Annotated in this window: 20 protein-coding genes, 1 tRNA gene and 2 pseudogenes; 15 read left to right on the plus strand and 8 right to left on the minus strand. The window is 52.1% G+C overall.

What is annotated here, in order from left to right; translation table 11 throughout:
* Positions 1–748 precede the first annotated feature (748 nt).
* From ltrA to RNAN_RS03685, 4 genes and pseudogenes are all read left to right on the plus strand, one after another.
* Entirely contained in the window at positions 749–2,422 is a 1,674-nt protein-coding gene (ltrA, locus tag RNAN_RS03675) for a group II intron reverse transcriptase/maturase (protein ID WP_008218866.1), read from the plus strand.
* A gap of 147 nt (positions 2,423–2,569) precedes the next feature.
* Positions 2,570–2,722 (plus strand): hypothetical protein, encoded by a 153-nt coding sequence (locus tag RNAN_RS19210; protein ID WP_158467505.1) that lies wholly within the window; start codon positions 2,570–2,572, stop codon positions 2,720–2,722.
* 300 nt (positions 2,723–3,022) lie between these two features.
* Positions 3,023–3,589: pseudogene (locus tag RNAN_RS03680) on the plus strand (IS4 family transposase); the annotation flags it as partial.
* 198 nt (positions 3,590–3,787) lie between these two features.
* Positions 3,788–5,617 carry an alpha-amylase C-terminal beta-sheet domain-containing protein gene (locus tag RNAN_RS03685; protein WP_008218869.1) on the plus strand — a complete coding sequence of 610 codons (1,830 nt, stop codon included), beginning with the start codon at positions 3,788–3,790 and terminating at the stop codon, positions 5,615–5,617.
* Positions 5,618–5,670: 53 nt separating this feature from the next.
* Here RNAN_RS03685 and RNAN_RS03690 read toward each other — a convergent pair whose 3' ends face one another.
* Together RNAN_RS03690 and yjgA are read right to left on the minus strand one after the other, a co-directional pair.
* Positions 5,671–6,060: an MAPEG family protein gene (locus tag RNAN_RS03690; RefSeq protein ID WP_008218870.1), complete on the minus strand. Its 390-nt coding sequence runs from the start codon at positions 6,058–6,060 to the stop codon at positions 5,671–5,673.
* Positions 6,061–6,090: 30 nt separating this feature from the next.
* Positions 6,091–6,315 (minus strand): annotated as a pseudogene (gene yjgA, locus RNAN_RS18850) (ribosome biogenesis factor YjgA); the annotation flags it as partial.
* A gap of 168 nt (positions 6,316–6,483) precedes the next feature.
* Between yjgA and RNAN_RS03695 the strand changes: the two are divergent.
* Complete coding sequence (locus RNAN_RS03695) at positions 6,484–7,014, plus strand: DUF3016 domain-containing protein (protein ID WP_008218875.1); 531 nt, start codon at positions 6,484–6,486, stop codon at positions 7,012–7,014.
* Positions 7,015–7,085: 71 nt separating this feature from the next.
* Here the strand turns inward: RNAN_RS03695 and RNAN_RS03700 are convergent, their stop codons facing one another.
* Positions 7,086–7,346 carry a hypothetical protein gene (locus tag RNAN_RS03700; RefSeq protein ID WP_008218877.1) on the minus strand — a complete coding sequence of 87 codons (261 nt, stop codon included), beginning with the start codon at positions 7,344–7,346 and terminating at the stop codon, positions 7,086–7,088.
* A gap of 79 nt (positions 7,347–7,425) precedes the next feature.
* A complete protein-coding gene (locus tag RNAN_RS03705; protein ID WP_008218879.1) occupies positions 7,426–7,734 on the minus strand; it encodes a primosomal replication protein PriC in 309 nt (102 codons plus the stop codon).
* A gap of 170 nt (positions 7,735–7,904) precedes the next feature.
* On the opposite strand from RNAN_RS03705, the gene RNAN_RS03710 reads away from it, so the two are divergent.
* Positions 7,905–8,306 carry a MerC domain-containing protein gene (locus tag RNAN_RS03710; RefSeq protein ID WP_008218884.1) on the plus strand — a complete coding sequence of 134 codons (402 nt, stop codon included), beginning with the start codon at positions 7,905–7,907 and terminating at the stop codon, positions 8,304–8,306.
* A 55-nt stretch (positions 8,307–8,361) separates the two neighbouring features.
* On the opposite strand, the gene RNAN_RS03715 is transcribed toward RNAN_RS03710, so the two are convergent.
* From RNAN_RS03715 to rsgA, 3 genes are all read right to left on the minus strand, one after another.
* A complete protein-coding gene (locus RNAN_RS03715) occupies positions 8,362–9,063 on the minus strand; it encodes a glycerophosphodiester phosphodiesterase (protein WP_008218886.1) in 702 nt (233 codons plus the stop codon).
* A 153-nt stretch (positions 9,064–9,216) separates the two neighbouring features.
* A complete protein-coding gene (asd, locus tag RNAN_RS03720) occupies positions 9,217–10,074 on the minus strand; it encodes an archaetidylserine decarboxylase (protein WP_008218888.1) in 858 nt (285 codons plus the stop codon).
* A gap of 34 nt (positions 10,075–10,108) precedes the next feature.
* Positions 10,109–11,143, minus strand: coding sequence for a small ribosomal subunit biogenesis GTPase RsgA (gene rsgA / locus RNAN_RS03725; RefSeq protein WP_008218890.1), 1,035 nt, complete (start codon positions 11,141–11,143; stop codon positions 10,109–10,111).
* Positions 11,144–11,253: 110 nt separating this feature from the next.
* On the opposite strand from rsgA, the gene orn reads away from it, so the two are divergent.
* The 3 genes from orn (at position 11,254) to RNAN_RS18855 (ending at position 12,251) form a co-directional block, all read left to right on the plus strand.
* Positions 11,254–11,802: an oligoribonuclease gene (gene orn / locus RNAN_RS03730; RefSeq protein WP_008218892.1), complete on the plus strand. Its 549-nt coding sequence runs from the start codon at positions 11,254–11,256 to the stop codon at positions 11,800–11,802.
* A 77-nt stretch (positions 11,803–11,879) separates the two neighbouring features.
* Positions 11,880–11,955 (plus strand) — tRNA-Gly (locus RNAN_RS03735).
* Between the two features lie 89 nt (positions 11,956–12,044).
* A complete protein-coding gene (locus RNAN_RS18855) occupies positions 12,045–12,251 on the plus strand; it encodes a DUF1289 domain-containing protein (RefSeq protein ID WP_008218894.1) in 207 nt (68 codons plus the stop codon).
* On the opposite strand, the gene queG is transcribed toward RNAN_RS18855, so the two are convergent.
* On the minus strand, positions 12,220–13,347 hold the full coding sequence (gene queG / locus RNAN_RS03740; RefSeq protein WP_008218895.1) for a tRNA epoxyqueuosine(34) reductase QueG: 1,128 nt from the start codon (positions 13,345–13,347) through the stop codon (positions 12,220–12,222). The genes RNAN_RS18855 and queG overlap by 32 nt on opposite strands.
* 188 nt (positions 13,348–13,535) lie before the next feature.
* Here queG and tsaE point away from each other — a divergent pair, with 188 nt between their 5' ends.
* From tsaE to hflX, 6 genes are all read left to right on the plus strand, one after another.
* Positions 13,536–14,006 carry a tRNA (adenosine(37)-N6)-threonylcarbamoyltransferase complex ATPase subunit type 1 TsaE gene (gene tsaE / locus RNAN_RS03745; protein ID WP_008218899.1) on the plus strand — a complete coding sequence of 157 codons (471 nt, stop codon included), beginning with the start codon at positions 13,536–13,538 and terminating at the stop codon, positions 14,004–14,006.
* Complete coding sequence (locus tag RNAN_RS03750; RefSeq protein WP_148275647.1) at positions 13,993–15,297, plus strand: N-acetylmuramoyl-L-alanine amidase; 1,305 nt, start codon at positions 13,993–13,995, stop codon at positions 15,295–15,297. The genes tsaE and RNAN_RS03750 overlap by 14 nt, the downstream gene beginning before the upstream one ends.
* A gap of 2 nt (positions 15,298–15,299) precedes the next feature.
* Positions 15,300–17,078 carry a DNA mismatch repair endonuclease MutL gene (gene mutL, locus RNAN_RS03755; RefSeq protein WP_008218903.1) on the plus strand — a complete coding sequence of 593 codons (1,779 nt, stop codon included), beginning with the start codon at positions 15,300–15,302 and terminating at the stop codon, positions 17,076–17,078.
* A 16-nt stretch (positions 17,079–17,094) separates the two neighbouring features.
* Positions 17,095–17,991 carry a tRNA (adenosine(37)-N6)-dimethylallyltransferase MiaA gene (gene miaA, locus RNAN_RS03760; protein ID WP_008218905.1) on the plus strand — a complete coding sequence of 299 codons (897 nt, stop codon included), beginning with the start codon at positions 17,095–17,097 and terminating at the stop codon, positions 17,989–17,991.
* Between the two features lie 90 nt (positions 17,992–18,081).
* Positions 18,082–18,339 (plus strand): RNA chaperone Hfq, encoded by a 258-nt coding sequence (gene hfq / locus RNAN_RS03765; protein WP_008218908.1) that lies wholly within the window; start codon positions 18,082–18,084, stop codon positions 18,337–18,339.
* Positions 18,340–18,356: 17 nt separating this feature from the next.
* Positions 18,357–19,652 carry a ribosome rescue GTPase HflX gene (gene hflX / locus RNAN_RS03770; RefSeq protein ID WP_008218910.1) on the plus strand — a complete coding sequence of 432 codons (1,296 nt, stop codon included), beginning with the start codon at positions 18,357–18,359 and terminating at the stop codon, positions 19,650–19,652.
* The last annotated feature ends 6 nt before the right edge of the window (positions 19,653–19,658 follow it).

Raw genomic sequence — 19,658 nt, forward strand, 5'->3', positions numbered from 1 at the left:
TGCCATTTCCGGCACGACTAAACGGTTCATGACACTACTGAGCGACGCTCCGGCGTAAGCTATTGTAGTTATTGTCTCAACTTTTCCGGCTTATGCAGCGGATTAGTAGCGAGACCTGTTATACGGCTAATAGTAGCCTAGGGATAGTGCGATGCTGGTAACGGCATGGTGCGGAGCTTCCTGACAATGTACCTCTGCGCAAGCAGTGCCTTAACCCGTGAGGGTGGGTATAGCACACGAACAATACGTGAGCTGGGGGCTAGGCTGGGTAATATTGGTTAACGTAAGTGAACTGCTGATAAACACCGTCAACCGCAATGAGCGAAAGATTGTTGTTACGCTCTGACCAAAAGGTACGTGGCCGGTTATTCCTCTTACATCTGGGAATACGTCGTCTTAAGGCCGCCGGTGGATAGGCAGAACCTAAGTTACTCGTGTAACTACAATGGAACTCGGTAAGCCCGATTGTTCGCCTTGTTTGCGCAAGGCAGGGGATCCGTAAGGAAAACTGTTGGACAAGCGGGTAAAGGATGTCTGACCAAGCGAAGGCTGCGCTGTAATGGCGCGGATAGGGGTTCAAACTTTGCCCTAACCCGAAAGGGTGCCAAATTCAGACTGGTCTTTAATCGTGTGAAGACGTGGCAAGCCGTCTTAAGCACAACTCCCACTGGGGAAAGATAATATCTTCCCCGTGGGGGAGGTGTGTCTTTTCTTCTGCGTGGGGGTAACGCAACAGGAGAAAAGCAAGATGAGTACGGCGATGAAAATGGCCATACCTGCGTTCTCCCACCCAGCGCAAAGTTGGCATACCATTGATTGGTATCTGATGCAGCGACAGGTGAGAGGGCTACAAGTACGGATCGCGAAGGCGACGAAACAGCAAAAGTGGCGCAGGGTGAAAGCTCTGCAACGGATGCTGGTGCGCTCGTTTGCTGCCAAGGCATTGGCAGTCAGGCGGGTCACGGAAAACCGGGGCAAAAGGACGCCCGGTGTTGATGGGGAGTTGTGGGGTACGCCTGAACTGAAATGGCAGGCTATTACACGGTTAACGCGGTTGGGTTATAAGCCTAAACCGCTGCGTCGGGTTTATATTCCAAAGGCCAACGGCAAACGCCGCCCTTTAGGAATACCAACGATGCTGGACCGCGCGATGCAGGCACTTTACCTGCTGGCGCTGGAACCGGTATCGGAAACCACGGCCGACCGTAATAGCTATGGCTTTCGTCCAATAAGGTCCACGGCTGATGCGATAGAGCAATGCTTTGTCAATTTAAGCCGCAAAAGCTCGGCAGAGTGGGTACTGGAAGGGGATATTAAGGGCTGCTTCGACAACATCAGCCACGACTGGTTACTTGCCAACATACCGTTGGATAAACAAGTGCTCAGGCGCTGGCTGAAGGCGGGTTATATGGAGTCCGGTAGTTTATTTGCAACCGGAGCCGGAACGCCGCAAGGGGGTATTATATCGCCGGTATTGGCCAATATGGCACTTGATGGTTTGGAAGCGGTGTTAGAAGCGCAGTTTGGGCAGAAAAACACTAAAGCCAGCTACAAGACCAAGGTCAACTATGTGCGGTATGCGGATGACTTTGTGATTACCGGTATCTCGAAAGAGTTATTGGAAAACGAAGTAAAACCCTTAGTTGAAGCCTTTATGGCACAGCGGGGGCTGACGCTATCGGCAGAGAAAACGCTGATAACCCATGTGGACGATGGCTTCGACTTTTTGGGGCAGAACCTACGTAAGTACAACGGCAAGCTGTTAATTAAGCCCAGCCGGAAGAACCTGCGTAATTTGCTGCAGAAAGTAAAAGGCATGATTTCAGGCAACAAAACCGTTACGGCGGGCATGTTGATTATGTGGCTTAACCCTGTTTTGCGGGGCTGGGCTAATTATCACCGGCACATCGTGGCGAAGGAAACCTTTAATTATGTCGACTATCGGGTCTGGAAAATGCTGTGGAAGTGGTGTCGCAGGCGGCATAAAAACCGTCGTTACCGCTGGGTTAAAGAGAAATACTTTAAGTCAGTGGGCACACGCAACTGGGTGTTTTCCGGCGAAGGGGCAGATAAGCAAATGTATCGGCTCTTTTACTGCAATGACACGCCGATAAAGCGGCATATTAAGATTAAGGCAGAAGCCAATCCGTATGATTTGGCCGACGAGGAATACTTTGAGAAGCGGCTAGAGCGGACTTGGAGAGACTCAATGGCCGGACAGCGGAAAGTGCTTTACCTCTGGCTACGGCAGCAGAAATGCTGTCCGATATGCCGGTTCCCGATTACCAAAGAAACGGAATGGCATATTCACCATATCGTGGAAAAGGTAAAAGGCGGATCGGATGAGCTGGATAACTTAGTATTATTGCACCCTAATTGTCATCGGCAGTTGCACAACAGAGTTAATAAAACTGTTGTTTAAGCTACGAATAGCTGGTTATTATGAAAGCAACGAGTCGGGTTGCTTCCACCATAATGACTCGCTCTAAACTTAAACCGGAAGCAAGGTCTGAACGGTTCTGCCCCGACTCATCAAGAGCCGCAGAACAACGCAATTTAGAGGAAGCCAATGGCTAAATCAAGAAGTGCGGGTTCAGATGCTTTACCAAAGCGTATTGGAGCTTTTGGTGGATTACTGGTTGTCTTAATTGGCGCCGGTTTATCTCCGATTGTTTCAGTAGCTGTGGCGTTGATGGCATCGACTGTCCTCGCTAAAGTGTAAAGTACCTCGATGTATGGTTCTCTTGAACTGTACATCGGCCTTATTGTCGCTGGTCAGTACTTAGGTATTGGCTTATAAAGGCTTGAGCCGTATGCGGGGAAACTTGCTTGTACGGTTCTTAGGGGGCGGCGGCGCAGTAATGCGCTGCTGCTACCCGACATCCGCCTCTGAGCACTTGCTTAGTACAAACCCCGGCCCGGTGCCGCAATACTGATCAGTTAAGAAATATTTCAGCGATCAGTTGACCGATCTTGCAGGGGTGACAAAATCCGATGAGCCTTTAAGCCATCGGATTTTTTTATGTCTGTTCAACATGCGCTAACTGATTTTCTGGAAACTGCCCAAAGTGATGTGTCACAGCTAGCGACGTTCTCAGAGCATATCCCGGATGAATGGGTGCAAAGCGCAGCCGCATTATCTTCACAGGCGACAATTCGCCATCGGCGCTTACCCAATGACATGGTGCTATGGCTGGTAGTGGGCATGGCCTTCTTTCGTAACGAGCCGATTGCCGAAGTCGCAAGACGACTAAATATTTGCGCTGATGGTTTGGCAGATGAAGCGTTATTGGCTAAAAGCGCCTTGACCCAAGCACGTCAACGTTTAGGGAAAGACGCGCTTAAATGGCTGTTCAGGCAATGTGCTCACAGATGGGGCGCTGAACGTTATCCTGATGACCACTGGCAAGGGCTTCAGGTGTTTGCGATGGACGGCGCTTTGTTCAGAACACAAGAAAATGCCGAACTGCGCGAACACTTTGGCTCAGGTAATACAGTGGGGCCAAGGCAAACCCCTTACCCTGTTTTACGGCTGGTTACTCTAATGAATGTGCGTTCTCACATCATTATGGATGCGGATATTAGTCCTATTGCCCTGTCCCTGTAACACTGCATTAATAACTCATTTTCGTTTTGCATACGTATTCATTTTGCACTCTGGCGCCATCGCGACAATAACTTGCTCTGCCGTTTTGTTTTGCCTGTAGGTTTGCTGCTCGGGGGAGTGATGCAACGTCTGCTGTCGGGCCGCGGCATACTATTAACGTAAAATAACAAGGGTAGAATTATGCAACGAGTTAACTCAGGCTGCCGTTATGCATTGGCAGCACTGGCGCTTTGCTGTGCGTCGGGGGCACATAGCAGTGAGCAGCAACACAGTAGCGATGCGGTAATGTTACAAGGTTTTCACTGGCATTCGCATCAAACTAACTGGTACAACAGCATGCAGGCCAATGCACTTAGCATAAAACAACTGGGCGTTAGCCATGTTTGGTTTCCGCCGGCGTCAGATGCCGCTGCACCACAGGGCTATTTGCCCAGACAGCTGAATAATCTTAATTCGGCCTACGGTAGTGCCGCGCAATTACAGGCTGCCACTGCCGCGTTGGCACAGCAAGGGGTAAAGTCGGTCGCCGATATTGTGGTTAACCATCGGGTTGGCAGCACTAACTGGGCCGATTTTACTAACCCTACCTGGGGGCCTTGGGCGGTCACGCGCGATGATGAGTGGGGCCAGGGCAGCGGCAATTGGGACAGTGGTGATGGCTATCATGCTGCCCGCGATCTGGACCACAGCAATGCCACAGTACAGGCTGATATTATCAACTGGATCAATAATGTACTTAAACCCGCTGGTTTTAGTGGTATTCGTTTTGATTACTCTAAAGGCTATAGCGCTTATTACGCAGGCTTGTATGCGCGTGCAACTGAGGCTGATTTTTGTGTCGGCGAAGTTTGGACCGACTTAAATTACGACAATGTCGATGCTCACCGCCAGCAATTGGTCGATTTTGTTAACGGCACTGCCGGTGATTGCGGTGTGTTCGACTTCACCACTAAGGGCCTGTTAAATCAGGCGCTCAATGCCAATCAATATTGGCGGCTGAGTAATAATTATCAGCCTGCTGGCGGTATTGGCTGGTGGCCGCAAAAAATGGTGACCTTTGTCGACAACCACGACACCGGGCCCTCGGAGATGTGTGGCAATGGCCAGAGTTATTGGCCGGTGGCCTGCAACAAAGTAATGGAAGGTTATGCTTATATTCTAAGCCACCCTGGTATACCGTCGGTGTACTGGGCCCACGTGTATGACTGGAACCTGTACCAGCCCATTCAGGCATTAATAGCGCTGCGGCGTGAGCTTAATATCCGCTCTGACGCCAGTGTCGCCGTACAGGTGGCCGATGCCAGCCGTTATGCTGCTATTGTCGATGATAAACTGGCGGTAAAAATTGGCCCTGGCGACTGGCAACCTGGTGCAGGCTGGACATTAGCGCTCAGTGGTGACGGCTATGCGCTGTGGAAAAAGTCGACGTCAGAGCAGGCCGATTGGCAAAGAACAGTGGTCTTTGTGTATGGCGTAACCGCTGCCGGCCAGGATATGTTTATCCGCGGCGGTATCGATCACAATTATGCTGCGGCAAATTTGGGGCTTAGCTGCACTGCCAGCAACTATCAGTGCGCACTGCCGATCCGGCATAACAACCTACGTAACCCGACTACCGCGCCCTGGAAGCAAAACGAGCAGTATCTGGACTGGTATGGCAGCGAAAGCGGCCAGAGCAGCGCCGCCTTGGGCACGGCAGCCGACTGGACCACCAATATGTGGCCGGCCAGTTGGGGCACTAAACGCACCGTAGCGCTGGACGGTTATGGCGAAGAGCCGTTAAATCAGTATGGCGAGCATTACTGGATGCTGGATGTTGAGATGGACTGCAGCCGCAGCGCCAATGGCTGGTTTGAGCTAAAAACCTTTATTAGTAATGGTCCGGGCTGGGAAGCCGATATTAGCCAACCTGGTGCGCCTTATGCCAGTGGTAACCATTTTGCCCAATGCGGCAAACTTAATGTGTTTCGCCGCGGCGAGGCGCAACCGGTGACTATCAGTAACTTTTAACCGTTGTCAGCTGGCAGCCCGTGTTGTAACCGGGCTGCTTTATTGCAAGGCCTTTACAACACTTTGCCAAGGTACAACAGCAATATAGCAATCGCTGACAGTAGCAGCACGCTGAAGGTCAGTAGCATGCCAAATACCCGGAACTTTAGCGGCTCTTTCAGCTGCTGCACACCATATGCATGGCTTAGCCTGCCCAGTAACAGGGTAAGGCCCAGAATGTGCAGGTATAGTGGCTCCAGGCCGCTATATTCCGCCAGAAACATCAACACTAAGGCCAGGGGGACATATTCAGCAAAATTGGCATGCACCCGTACAGCCCGCTCCAGCAGCGCTTCACCGTTGGTGCCAATACCGACCTGAAACTGGCGGCGTTTTCCAATCACTTTAATGCTTAACACAACAAACATCAGTGCAAGCAGTGCAGCATACAGAGCAGTGGTCATGGCATTTCCCTGGTAAAGATGGTGATGAGCTTAATCTTTCACAATCTGCGGTTTAATGAGCTGAAACAGTTCACGGTAGTATTTAGGTGGCTGTTGCTTTTCCTGTTCTTTTTTCGCGTTACGAATAAGTTGCCGTAGCTGTTGTACGTCGATCTCAGGAAATTCGGCAATAAATTCGGTTACAGCGTCGTTATCTGCCAGCAGTTTGTCACGCCAGGTTTCTACTTTGTGAAACTGTCGGGTGGCCGCCTGGTTGGTATTACGCCGAGCTTTCTACAGCGGGTGTTTTTACATCTGGCTACATTTTTATACAAAGCAGTTCAGTTATTGCTCAGCAAGTAGCGCTATAGTTAGCCACACCAGCTAAACTATTTAGGTTTTGCTAGTTCTAAGCTGGTAGTTATTTAACGCAGGAGACTGACAATGCGTAACCTGATCTTTGTATGTGGCTTAACGCTGTTAGCCGGCGGCTTTGCTCAGGCGGCTGAGGTAAAAGTAGAGTGGCAAGAGCCGGAAAAATTTACCGATATTCGCCCTGCCAATGACAGTCGCAAAGTATACCGTGAGCGGGTGCTGAAAAAAATTGATGGCTTTTTTCAGGACATGGCCGCCAAGCTGCCAGAGGGTTATCAGTGGCAGGTCACGGTAACCGATATCGATTTAGCCGGTGACGTGGATTACTTTATCGGTGGTGCTGGTAATGCCATCAGAGTGATCAAAGACATTCATTCGCCAGCGATTAAATTTAGCCAGGTTCTGCGTGATAAACACGGTGAAGAAGTGTTTAGCAGCGACGAAAAGCTGCGCGATATGGGCTTTATGCAGTCTTTACGCACCCCGAATGATAACGAAGAGTTTCGTTACGAAAAGCATATGCTGGACGACTGGTTTAATAAAACCTTACAACCTAAAGTAGAGCAGTATGCTAAGGCGCTGCCAAAAGTAAGTCAGTAGGGCGATAAGAGTTGTTATAACTTGTCTACACAGGTGCCTGTACACTTGCCTGCCATACAGCCAGCTTGCTATTACAGCAGGCTGGCAATCTGGCGGTAAATGGCCACCGCTTCTTCGCGGCTTAACTGGCCTGCGCTAGCCGCCCTGCCAATACTGCTACTGACGCGAATAAACTCATTGGCTGCTTCTTCAGCTTGATTGCGGTTATCAGCAGACGCAGCTTGCTGCGCCAGACCAATGTCCTGGCTTGCAGGCACAGCCTGACGCAGTGGCTGACTCAGTTGCACCACTATAGCGTTGTTGCTGCCGGTTTGACTGCTAATCGCTGACATCACCACCTCCGTCCCCCTTAGACTAGTGGAGCGGCTGCTTAGCGTTAGATTATTTTTTCACCAATAATGTGTGGTTATTTTATTTTGTTATAACGGCTTTAAACTCGGCCAGTGTGGTATGCAGCTGTTTTAGCTGCTGCACCACGCGCTGCAGGGTGGCGGTATTAAATTGTTGGCTTTGCCGCATAGCCGCAACCTGCTCGGCGGTTTCGGCTAAATAAGGCATAAAGCGGTTGCTAGTGGCCTGAAACAGTTTGTTGTCAGCAAAAATACGCTGATATTTAGCATGGCCTTGCTGCTGCAGGCTGTCTAACACCGCATCAGCGTCCAGCGCCTTGCGGTATAACTCTTTTAAGTTGTCATCCAGTTGGTTAAGTAAAGTATCCATAAGCCACTACACCCGGGAAAAGGGCGCTATTATGCCACAGCGCCCTGTTGACTTCAGCAGTTTGCTGCAGCTGTTTGTGCCGCTGACTCGGCCCGCTATTTTTTATCCGTTGCATTTCTTTCGCTGGCGTTTTGTTATATTATATCGTCCGTTTTAACTGCATAGGCTGAGTGAGTAAAGTGTTAGCAACAGTGCGTAATATGTTTGATAAAGTGGGCATTACTGTCACCTCGCTGTGTGCTATCCACTGCATTCTGCTGCCGGCTATTTTGCCCGTGCTGCCACTGATGGGCTTAAGTGTGGCGCACAACCACGCTTTTGAACGCATTATGTTGCTGGTGACGGTAGTGCTGGGCTTTGTCGCCTTGTTTATCGGTTTTCATCGTTATCACCGCAAACTTTACCCGTTTTATTCATTATTTTTAGGCGTGTTTATTTACTGGCAGCGCGATGTCTGGGGCCACGAATACGAACACGCGGTGTTAATCGTTGGTGCTTCCTTAGTGGTGCTGGCGCATGTGATGAATATGCGGCTGTGTAATAGCTGTAAAAGCTGTGACGATGACCATTAGGCTGTATCTGAGCGTTATCTGAATGAGAAAATCCCGCCGCAGCGGGATTTTTGCTTTATGGCTGAGCGGCTAGCTGCTGCCGGCTGCGGGCCGGATAGTTACTGAAAATACCATCCACGCCATACTCTGCCATGCGGGCGATATCATCGGCCTGATCTACCGTATACACATACACCTTTAAGCCACGCGCTTTGGCGTCAGCCACAAACGCCTGGTTGATAAAGCTAACATCGCAGTTTACCGAATAGGCGTTAAGCTGCCGGGCAAAGGCGGCGTAGTCTATCGCTAAGCTGGCGGTTAGGGCGCCCAGTTTTAGCGCTGGCTGCTGTTGTTTCAGTGCGGCCAGCAGATGATGGTTAAACGAGGAGATCAGCAAGCGGTTTACGTCAAACTGCAGCTCGCGCTCAGCCCGTTTAAGTAACGACAGTAGCGGTGCGACGGTATTATCGCCTTTAAGTTCGATATTCAGCCAAAGTGTTGTCGGTGCCAGTAGTTGCAATACTTGCCACAGGGTGGGAATACGCTGGCCACGGCCTGCATCGAGCTGTTGCAGTTGCGCCAGACTATGCTGATAAATGCTGCCGCTGCCATTGGTAGTGCGTGCCAGGTGATGGTCGTGAATAACAATCAGCTCGCCATCGACGGCGAACACATCGATTTCAACAGCATCGGCACCCTGTAAAACGGCTTGTTCTATCGCCAGCAGGGTGTTTTCCGGATAGTCGCCACTGGCACCACGATGCGCGATAATTTGCATAACAGACCTCCATTTCTCCGGCCGCTGTCTGCCACTCCGTACATTTCTTCTGTGACACGCCGTGAACCCCTCCCTGGGGGCTCGATTCGGCCATCCTGGCCTGCAACGGTCACCGAAGAAAGTACCTACGCGTCAGCCAGTACCGTTGTATTATTATCTCAGCTCAGCAAAAGGGGCGCCCATACGGGTGACTGTGCCAGGCTGCTGATCAGCCAGGAACTGCAGTTTATTAGCCGGGAAGGCCAGCACCACAGTAGAGCCCAGCTTAAAGCGGCCCATTTCAGCGCCTTTTGCCAGTGTAATGGCGTTTTTGCCATGCGCCGGGTAGCTCCAGCGGAATATGTTTTTACCCGCTGGTGGTGTGACGGTGCCGGCCCAGACAGTTTCAATACTGGCGACGATAGTGGCACCCACTAACACCAGCGCCATTGGCCCCAGTTCAGTGTCAAAAATAGTCACTACGCGCTCATTGCGGGCAAATAAATCCGGCACATTCTCGGCGGTTAACGGGTTAACTGAGAATAAATCGCCCGGTACATAAATCATCTGGCGCAGGGTGCCGCTTACCGGCATATGGATGCGGTGATAATCTTTGGGTGCCAGATAAATGGTGGCAAAGTCGCCGCCGATAAAAGGCTCAGCCGTGGCGATATCACCACCCAGCAAGGCTTGCAGCGAGTAGCTGTGGTTCTTCGCCTGTACCAACTGGCCTTGTACTATCGGGCCTAACTGGCTGATACAGCCGTCCACCGGATGTGCCACTATGTTAGCGTCGCTGGCTAATGGCCGGATACCGTCTTTTAACGGCCGGGTGAAAAACTCATTAAAGCTGGCATAGTCGGAGGCTTTTTCAAACTGCGCTTCGCTCATGTTAATGCCATAAGCTTTAATAAAACGGTTAATTAAAAAATGGGTGAACCAGCCCAGTTTGGCGGCCGCCAGCTTGCCAACTAAGCGCGAAATAAAATGCTTTGGCATCAGGTATTGCAGGGTAATTTTTAAATTATCCATTCTGTTCTCAGTAAAAAGTTAATCGTAGTAAAGGTTAAAAATGGTTTGGTTTATCCTGCGCCATGCTGGCGAGGATCTTCAGATAACTGTCGTAACGTAACTGGCTTACTTTGCCGGTCTCTACGGCATGCATAATAGCGCAGCCCGGATCGCTGACATGTTTACAATCACGGAACTTACAGCGGCCCAGCCAGGGCGTAAATTCGCTAAAGCCGCGGGTAACTTCTTCCGCAGTTAAATGCCACAGCGCAAATTCGCGGATGCCGGGCGAGTCAATTAAATCGCCGCCCTCTGGCAAGTGGTACAACCGCGATACGGTGGTGGTGTGCTGGCCCAGACCTGAGGTGGCCGACACTTCCTGCGTCAGTGCCTCTAAGCCCGGCATTAAACTGTTCATCAAGGATGACTTACCCACGCCAGACTGACCAACAAAGATACTGGTGCCACTGTGCAGATAATCCAGCAGCTGCGCCATGCCCATACCAGTTTTGGCACTGACCAGTAAAAAGTCATAGCCAAGTTTACTGTACAAATCCAGTTGTTGTTCAACGGCGCTTAGCTCGTTGTCATTGAGTAAATCGACTTTATTGATCACCAACAGCGGTTTAATGCCGGTTATCTCGGCTGCCACCAGATAGCGGTCAATAATATTCAGCGACAACGCCGGCAGGATAGCCGAGACAATAATCATTAAATCAATATTAGCGGCCACCGGCTTTAAGCCGTCATAAAAATCCGGCCTTAGCAGTACCGAGTGGCGCTGTTCTACTGCATCGATGACGCCATCAATACCACCGGTAGCTTGCAGCGCACGGCGCCAGACCACTTTGTCGCCGGTTACCAATGAGGCGACCGAGCGGCGCATATTACAGCGGGTTATTACACCCTGGCTGTCTTCTACATCAGCATGTTGGCCAAAGCGGCTTAACACCAGGCCGGTTTCCGGCGCGGCAAAGCTGCTGTCGTCTACGCTGTCGACACCTTTGTTTTTTGGCGCGCGCAGGCGCTTGCCGGCATTATCGGCAATACGTTGTTGCTGGCGCTGGGTCAGGTGCTTTTTTTTTGTCACGGCTATTGTTATCGCTCTGATGTAAAGGATGCTATTACTGCTAGGCTTAGGGCGTGTATGATACCTGTATTCTGTAAATGAACAAAGCAGCGCGAAGCTAAGGGTTTGTAATGAGCGTAAATGACAGCAACTTAATCTGGCTTGATTTAGAAATGACCGGCCTGGAGCCAAAAACCGATGTGATTCTGGAAATGGCCACTATTGTTACCGACAGTCAGTTAAATATTATTGCTGAGGGCCCGGTATTTGCTATTAAACAGCCGGACGAGGTGCTGGACAATATGAGTGCCTGGTGTGTTGAGCAGCACGGTAAAAGTGGCTTAACGGCCCGCTGCCGTGCCAGTACCACCAGCCTGGCCGCTGCAGAGCAGCAAACCATTGCCTTTTTAAGCCAGTATGTGGCGAAGGGGAAATCACCGATGTGCGGTAATAGCATTGGTCAGGACCGCCGTTTTCTGGCCGAGTATGCACCTGAGCTTGAAGCCTTTTTTCATTACCGCAATTTAGATGTCAGCACAGTAAAAGAGTTGGCGCGGCGCTGGCACCCAGAGGTGCTGAATAAAGTGCAAAAAGCCGGCAGCCATTTGGCATTGGATGATATTCGCGAGTCGATTGCTGAATTAGTAACCTATCGCACGCATTTTTTTAAGTTACCCTAAAAAAACACTTGCAACGGCCGGTGCATTTTGTAAAATGCGCGCCATCACGACGCAATAACAACACCGCGTTGGCCGATGCGAGTATAGCTCAGCTGGTAGAGCGCGACCTTGCCAAGGTCGAGGTCACGAGTTCGAACCTCGTTACTCGCTCCAAATTCGACAAAAACCGCACTTGGGAAACCAGTGCGGTTTTTTGTTGTCTGCGATATAGTTAATGCCACAACAACCCAAGGGCATGATCAATGGCAGACTCGCCTTGTGTAAGAAACTGCTGTCTGGATCAGCAGGACATTTGTCTGGGCTGTGGCCGCCATATTGATGAGATCATTGAATGGCATAGTGCTAATGTGCTCAGACGGACGCAGATTTTACAGCAAGCGCAAACAAGGTTAGCAGAGCGTAACGGCGCCCAAAGCCTTACGCATCGCGCGGTAACCCCTTCTGAATAATCCGCACCAGTCGCTCGGTGCTGCGAGGCAGCAGTGATTCTGCCTGCCAGCCTTTGCGTTTTTGCTGCGCTAAGGCCCACGCTATATGCTCTGCAACTAACGGACTGGCGCTGCTAAGCTTGGCGCTAAGTGCCTGTTCAATCTCGATCTGGTAAGGCGCATTGCCCAGTGCCACAGCAATGTTGCGCTGCCAGCGTTCATAACCGATACGGCGAATTGCGCTACCCTCAGTGAAACGTAAAAATTCGTCTTCCTGCCAGGCAAATAGGCTGAGTAAACTTTGGTTTTGCCACTGCTCACGCCGTTGAAAGTCGCTTTCAATACTCAAAGGAGCGTTACGGTTTTCCGGGCACACCAGCTGGCAGTCATCACAGCCATAAATACGGTTGCCAAGTAGCGGACGAAACTCTTCAGGAATAGCGCCTTTAAGCTCAATGGTTAAGTACGAAATACAGCGGCGGGCATCGACCACATAAGGCTCGACAATGGCGCCAGTAGGGCAGCTGGTGATGCAGGCCACGCAGCTGCCGCAATCGCCATCATGTGGCTGGTCTACCGGCAGCGGCAGGTTCACCAGCAATTCGCCCAAAAAGAACCAGGAGCCGGCTTGGTGATTAAGCAATAAGCTGTGTTTACCCACCCAGCCAAGCCCGGCTTGCTGTGCCAGTGGCCGCTCCAGTATCGGCGCCGAGTCGGTAAAAGGGCGGTAGCCCAGCTCGCTGACCTGTTGGTTAATGCGCTCGCCCAGCTGTTTTAGCCGGTTACGGATAAGTTTGTGGTAATCACGGCCCAGCGCATAGCGGCTGATATAGGCCTGGGTGGGGTCGGCCAGGTTAGTGGCAAAGCCGGCAGCTTTGGGCAGATAGTCCATCCTAACGCTGATTACCCGCAAAGTACCGGGTACCAGCTCGTCGGGCCGGGCGCGCAGCATACCGTGGCTGGCCATATAATCCATCTCGCCGTGGTAGCCGGCATCGAGCCATTTCTGCAGCTGTCGCTCAGCATCGGCTAAGCTAACGCCGCTAATGCCGGCATCGGCAAAGCCCAACTGCTTTGCCCATTGCTTAATCTGTTGTGCCAGCTCGTGGTAATTCATGCTGCTTTGCTACCCGGAAAATAACGCCGCTAGCTTAGCACAAAGGGCATTTTTTCGCGCTGCTTGTGGGAACTTGCCTGCCAGCACGCCGGTCTGAGCGGCAAAGTCGCGGTTTTTCTGGCTCTGTCAGCCACTAATTTGTTAACATGACAGGGTTTTTTTGGCAGCAAGACGTAAAGTGGTGACAGGTGGCGCAATATCAGGCAGTGTTACAGGACGAAGCGGCAACCCTGGCGTTGGCAACGCGTATTGCCGGCCTGCTCAGTGGTGGGCAAACCTTATTTTTGCATGGCGATTTGGGGGCAGGTAAAACCACCTTTAGTCGTGGCGTTATTACTGCGCTGGGCCATGGTGGCACGGTAAAAAGCCCCACTTACACCCTGGTAGAGCCTTATCAGCTGAAGCCATTTACCGTGTTTCACTTTGACCTTTACCGGCTTAGAGATGCCGAAGAGTTAGAGTTTATGGGCATACGCGATTATTTTCGCGCTGACACCCTATGCCTGATTGAATGGCCTGAACAGGGCAGTGGTTATTTACCTGTGCCGGATCTCGACATACACTTAACATTTGTAGACGGACACCGGCGTGTGTTGCTGCAAAGCCAGACGCCAGCCGGTGCCGCCCTAATAAAAGCGCTGACGGATGATGAACAATAATTATTATAACTTTAAAGCCGCACTGCTATCTTTGCTAACGCTGTTCAGCTTTACTGCCCTGGCTAATCAGGTGCAGGGTGTGCGGGTGTGGCCATCACCGGACAATACCCGCGTCGTGTTTGATATGGCTGGCGAGCCACAGCATAAGAGTTTTAGCCTGGACAAGCCTGACCGTCTGGTTATCGATTTAACTAACGTTAAAGGTGGTACCAGCTTACCGGCAGTGAATGGTGAATCGTCGTTAATAAAAGCTATTCGTAGTAGTGGCAGCGGCAACACTATGCGTATCGTGCTGGATTTAACCAAAGCCAGTAAGGCCAATGTGTTTGCGCTGCCGCCGACACCGCCTTATGGCCACCGTTTAGTGGTCGACTTACCTGACGATCAGCCGCAGCGTAATCTGCCACCGCCGGCTATCCGGGCTGCGCGTGATATCGTGATTGCCATTGACGCTGGCCATGGTGGCGAAGACCCCGGCTCTATTGGCCCCAGCGGCATCTATGAAAAGCACATTACCTTGCCAATAGCGCGTCAGCTGGCACAACTGATTGACCGTCAGCCCGGCATGAAAGCCATGATGGTGCGCACTAATGATTACTATATTCATGTAAACCGCCGCACTGAAATTGCCCGTGGCCAGCAGGCCGATTTGCTGGTGTCTATTCATGCCGATGCGTTTACCTCACCGCAGCCGCGTGGCGCCTCGGTTTGGGTATTGTCACTGCGCCGTGCCACCACTGAAGTGGGCCGTATGCTGGAGCAAACCGAGCGGCACTCAGACCTGCTGGGCGGCGTGGCAGAGATTATCAAAGACTCGGCTAACGAGCGCTATCTGGCACAAACGGTGCTGGATTTATCCATGAACCACTCGATGGTAACTGCTTACCAGGTAGCTAATGAAGTGTTAAGCGAGCTGGGTAGAGTGACACATTTGCATAAAAAAGAGCCGCAGGCGGCCAGTTTAGGTGTGTTAAAAGCACCGGATATTCCGTCTATCCTGGTTGAGGTGGGCTTTATTTCTAACCCGCAGGAAGAAAAACAGCTGAAATCACCGTCGCATCAAACGCAGTTGGCGCGCTCTTTGTTTGCTGCCCTTAAACGCCATTTTGAAAAGTCGCCACCGGCCGATTCGTTGTTTGCCCAGCAACGTGCCCGCGAGCATCGTGTCAGTGCGGGCGAATCCTTGTCTTTGCTGGCGCAGCGTTACAATGTGTCGGTGGATGAACTGCGCAGTATAAATCAGCTTACCTCAGACAGCATCCGCGTTGGCCAGACGCTGCGGATCCCCTGATTATGCCGATACAAATACTACCGCCGCAGCTGGCAAACCAGATTGCGGCCGGTGAAGTGGTTGAACGCCCGGCCTCGGTGGTCAAAGAGCTGGTAGAAAACAGCCTTGACGCCGGTGCCAGCCATATTGAGATTGAGATTGAAAAAGGCGGCAGTAAGCTTATCCGGGTGCGTGACAACGGCAGTGGCATTGCCGAGCATGAACTGGTGCTGGCGTTAAGCCGGCATGCCACCAGCAAAATAACCGACCTGAGTGATTTAGAAGCCATTTGCAGCTTAGGCTTTCGTGGTGAGGCCTTAGCCAGTATCAGCTCGGTATCGCGGCTGACGTTAACTTCACGCACGGCGGCGCAAGAGGCGGCCTGGCAGGCCAGCGCTGAGGGCCGCGATATGCAGGTGAGTGTAAAGCCGGCCGCCCATCCGGTTGGCACCAGTATTGAAGTGTTGGATTTATTCTTTAACACGCCGGCGCGGCGCAAATTTTTACGCACCGATAAAACCGAGTTTGGTCATATCGACGAGCTGGTAAAACGGCTGGCGCTCAGCCGCTTTGATGTCAGCTGGCAGCTAAGCCACAACGGTCAGACAGTGCGCCGGCTCAAAGCAGCAGACACGGCTGAGCAGCGGCAAAAGCGTGTTGCAACGCTGTGCGGCCGCGCTTTTGCCGAGCAGGCAGCCTTTATAGAAAACCAGTACGGTGACGTAAAAATTTGGGGTTACATTGTAGCGCCACAGGCCTGCCCAACCCAGCCCGGTTGCCAGTACAGTTACGTTAACGGCCGTATGATGCGCGACAAGCTGCTTAACCATGCGATACGCCAGGCCTATGGTGACAGCTTAAGCGCTGAGCAGCAGCCAGCCTTTGTGCTGTATCTGGAGCTGGACCCGCGCCAGGTCGATGTTAATGTGCACCCGGCCAAGCATGAAGTACGCTTTCATCAGGCCAGATTAATTCATGACTTTATCGTGTCAGCCCTGAGCGATGCACTGGCACAATTAAGCGCAACCCCCGCTGCCGGCCACTATGTTCAGCCGGGCCAGCCGACGCCGGCAATGTCTGTGCCAGCCAGCCAGCCAGCCTATCAGGTGCATCAGCCCGGCACGGCCCGCTATCAGGCTGGTGCTGCGGCTTACCGGGCCGCGACAGCGGGCGGGGCGCAAGTGAGGCGCGAGCTGAGTTATTGGCAGCATAGCCATCGTGACGCTGAAGCGCTGCAAGCGCCATCGGTGCAGGCAAGCCCAGCTGCAGCTTTGCCACCAGCGCACAGCGATAGCCAGAGCCTTGATGGCCGTTACTTGATTGCGCAAAACCGTTATCTGTTAACCCAGCACGATGATCGCCTGTTGGTGGTGGATCTGGTGGTGACGCTGGCAGCTTATTTTGCGCTACAACCCCAGCCGGCGCAGCCGATTTTACTGCCACAGCGCATCGCACTTAGCAAAGCGCAGCTACAGCAGCTTACCCGTGTGGCGACGCAGCTGTCCGACGCCGGCTTTGATCTGCTGCTAAGTGACAACACCGCGATAGTGCGGGCGGTGCCCGCCTGGCTTAGGCAAAGTCTGCTAAGCCATTGGCTGCCGCTATGGTTTAGCCGCGTTAGCGAGCAGCAGGATCCACTGCAGTTGTTGTTGTCTATGCTACTTAATGCTAATGGGTTAAGTGCAAAGCAGTTGTTAAACTTATACCCACAGCTGCTTGACATGCCGTCTTGCTGGCACAGTGCACCGCTGCAACTAGACAGCACCTTAGCCCGGTTACATGAGGCACATGATGCATACTAAGGCGGTAGTTTTTTTGATGGGGCCGACAGCGTCAGGCAAAACGGCACTGGCGACAGAGCTGTACCAGCGGTTACCGGTTGAACTTATCAGTGTCGACAGCGCGCTGGTGTACAAACAGATGGATATCGGCACTGCCAAGCCAACTGCAGAGGAGCTGGCGATAACGCCGCACCATCTGATTGATATTCGCGACCCGGCACAAAGTTATTCTGCGGCAGATTTTCGTAGCGATGCGCTAAGATTAATTGCCCAAATTCAACAACGTGGTAACATTCCGCTGCTGGTTGGTGGTACCATGTTGTACTTTAAAGCCCTGCTTGACGGTATTTCACCTTTACCTGAAGCCGACGTTGCCGTGCGCGCGCAGCTAGAAGCTGAAGCCGCACGTAAAGGCTGGGCCGCGCTGCATGAAGAGTTAGCCAAGGTGGATCCGGTGTCTGCCACGCGGATCCATCCTAATGATCCGCAGCGGATTAACCGGGCGCTGGAAGTATACCGCCTGACGGGGCGCAGCTTAACCGAACTTACCGCAGAAAAAGGGGAACCTTTTGCTTTTCCTGTGCACCAATTTGCTATTGCACCGGCAGATCGGGCGGTACTACATCAACGTATTGCCCTCAGGTTTGAGCAAATGCTGGCGGCCGGTTTTGAGCAAGAAGTGCGCCGGTTAAAGCAGCGGCCTGATTTGCACCCTGAGTTGCCATCGATGCGCTGCGTTGGCTACCGGCAAATGTGGCAGTATTTAGACGGTGAGTGCAGTTACCAGCAAATGACAGAGCGGGGTATAGCGGCAACCCGGCAACTGGCCAAGCGGCAGCTGACCTGGCTGCGGGGTTGGCCAGATTTAAGCTGGTTAAATAGTGAGGCGCCGCTTGAGGAAAACTTGCAAGCCGTTTTATCTTCGCTAAGCTAAACACAATGGATAAAAAAGACGTTTTAACAACTTGAAATAAAAAAAATAATACCTATATAAGTCGGACTAATAAAAAAAGGAAAGCGGCACATGGCAAAGGGCCAATCTTTACAAGACCCATTTTTAAACACCTTGAGACGGGAACGTATTCCGGTATCAATTTATTTGGTGAATGGTATTAAACTTCAGGGTCAAATCGAATCCTTCGATCAGTTTGTTATTCTGCTGAAAAACACAGTGAGCCAGATGGTATACAAGCATGCTATCTCAACTGTAGTGCCGGCTCGCGCGGTGAATACCATGATGAGTCCAAGCAATGGCCAGAGTGACGAAGACGACACGGAATAACTGCAGGGGTTAGTCGCTTGTCTGAACTTAACGCGGTGTCGGAACAAGCGATCCTTGTCCATGTCAACTTTTCTCAGCAGCACACCAGTGAAGACTTGGGCGAGCTTAAGTTACTGGTGTCTTCTGCCGGTGTGCAGGCTATTGATGTGGTTACCACCAGCCGCAGTGCTCCTGACGCTAAATTCTTTGTCGGCTCCGGCAAAGCGCAGGATATTGCCAATCTGATTGCCGATACCGGCGCTACGCTGGTTATTTTTAATCATGCATTAAGCCCGGCGCAAACGCGCAACCTGGAACGTTTATGTTTAGCCCGGGTGATTGACCGCACCACGCTGATTTTAGATATCTTCGCCCAGCGCGCCCGCACCTTTGAAGGTAAATTGCAGGTTGAGCTGGCACAGCTAAAGCATTTGTCATCGCGCCTGGTGCGCGGCTGGGACAGTCTGGACCGACAAAAAGGCGGTATCGGCCTGCGCGGGCCGGGTGAAACCCAGTTGGAAACCGATCGCCGCTTGCTGCGCGAGCGGGTTAAAGCCTTGCAGGCCAGGTTGGCGAAACTGCAAACGCAGCGTCAGCAAGGCCGGCGGGCCCGTCAGCGTGCCGAGGTGCCGGTAGTGTCAGTGGTGGGCTACACCAACGCCGGTAAATCAACTTTGTTTAACCGCCTGACCAAGGCCGATGTTTATGCGGCCGATCAGCTGTTTGCCACGCTGGACCCGACGCTGCGCAAATTACCGCTTAAAGGCGTAGGGGACATTATTCTGGCCGACACTGTCGGCTTTATCCGTCATTTGCCGCATGATTTAGTGGCTGCGTTTAAATCCACCTTACAAGAAACCCGCGACGCAGATTTACAGCTGCATGTGGTTGATGTTGCCGATGCGCGTAAAGGTGACAATATGCAGCAGGTGGCTAAGGTTCTGGCCGATATTGACGCTGACCAGCTGCCGCAGCTGCTGGTATTTAATAAAATTGACCTGCTGGGCCAGCCGGCCCGTATAGAATACAACGATGCCGGTCAGCCGGTGGCGGTGTATCTGTCAGCGATGACCGGTGCCGGGCTGGACTTGTTAGCTCAGGCGATGGCGCAATTGTTATCCGAGCGCTATATCGACATCGCGCTGGCGTTGCCGCCGGCACAGGCTAGCTGGCGCTCGCGCTGCCACCAACAGGATTGCGTGGTACAAGAGCAGTATACTGAAGATGGCACCTGCCACTTGCAGCTTAGGTTAAGCGCTGCGCAGTGGCAGCGTATGGTGAAACAGTCGCAGGGCGTATTGGAAAACTATATCGTCAGCGCCCCGGTTATTTGATACATT

This window comes from Rheinheimera nanhaiensis E407-8, from assembly GCF_000296695.1.
Lineage (GTDB): Bacteria > Pseudomonadota > Gammaproteobacteria > Enterobacterales > Alteromonadaceae > Alishewanella > Alishewanella nanhaiensis.

Excerpts from the sequence above, each read along its gene's own strand:
- ltrA (WP_008218866.1), top strand. The coding sequence starts at position 749 with ATGAGTACGGCGATGAAAATGGCCATACCTGCGTTCTCCCACCCAGCG.
- RNAN_RS19210 (WP_158467505.1), top strand. The coding sequence starts at position 2,570 with ATGGCTAAATCAAGAAGTGCGGGTTCAGATGCTTTACCAAAGCGTATT.
- RNAN_RS03685 (WP_008218869.1), top strand. The coding sequence starts at position 3,788 with ATGCAACGAGTTAACTCAGGCTGCCGTTATGCATTGGCAGCACTGGCG.
- RNAN_RS03690 (WP_008218870.1), bottom strand. The coding sequence starts at position 6,060 with ATGACCACTGCTCTGTATGCTGCACTGCTTGCACTGATGTTTGTTGTG.
- RNAN_RS03695 (WP_008218875.1), top strand. The coding sequence starts at position 6,484 with ATGCGTAACCTGATCTTTGTATGTGGCTTAACGCTGTTAGCCGGCGGC.
- RNAN_RS03700 (WP_008218877.1), bottom strand. The coding sequence starts at position 7,346 with ATGTCAGCGATTAGCAGTCAAACCGGCAGCAACAACGCTATAGTGGTG.
- RNAN_RS03705 (WP_008218879.1), bottom strand. The coding sequence starts at position 7,734 with ATGGATACTTTACTTAACCAACTGGATGACAACTTAAAAGAGTTATAC.
- RNAN_RS03715 (WP_008218886.1), bottom strand. The coding sequence starts at position 9,063 with ATGCAAATTATCGCGCATCGTGGTGCCAGTGGCGACTATCCGGAAAAC.
- asd (WP_008218888.1), bottom strand. The coding sequence starts at position 10,074 with ATGGATAATTTAAAAATTACCCTGCAATACCTGATGCCAAAGCATTTT.
- orn (WP_008218892.1), top strand. The coding sequence starts at position 11,254 with ATGAGCGTAAATGACAGCAACTTAATCTGGCTTGATTTAGAAATGACC.
- RNAN_RS18855 (WP_008218894.1), top strand. The coding sequence starts at position 12,045 with ATGGCAGACTCGCCTTGTGTAAGAAACTGCTGTCTGGATCAGCAGGAC.
- queG (WP_008218895.1), bottom strand. The coding sequence starts at position 13,347 with ATGAATTACCACGAGCTGGCACAACAGATTAAGCAATGGGCAAAGCAG.
- RNAN_RS03750 (WP_148275647.1), top strand. The coding sequence starts at position 13,993 with ATGATGAACAATAATTATTATAACTTTAAAGCCGCACTGCTATCTTTG.
- mutL (WP_008218903.1), top strand. The coding sequence starts at position 15,300 with ATGCCGATACAAATACTACCGCCGCAGCTGGCAAACCAGATTGCGGCC.
- miaA (WP_008218905.1), top strand. The coding sequence starts at position 17,095 with ATGGGGCCGACAGCGTCAGGCAAAACGGCACTGGCGACAGAGCTGTAC.
- hfq (WP_008218908.1), top strand. The coding sequence starts at position 18,082 with ATGGCAAAGGGCCAATCTTTACAAGACCCATTTTTAAACACCTTGAGA.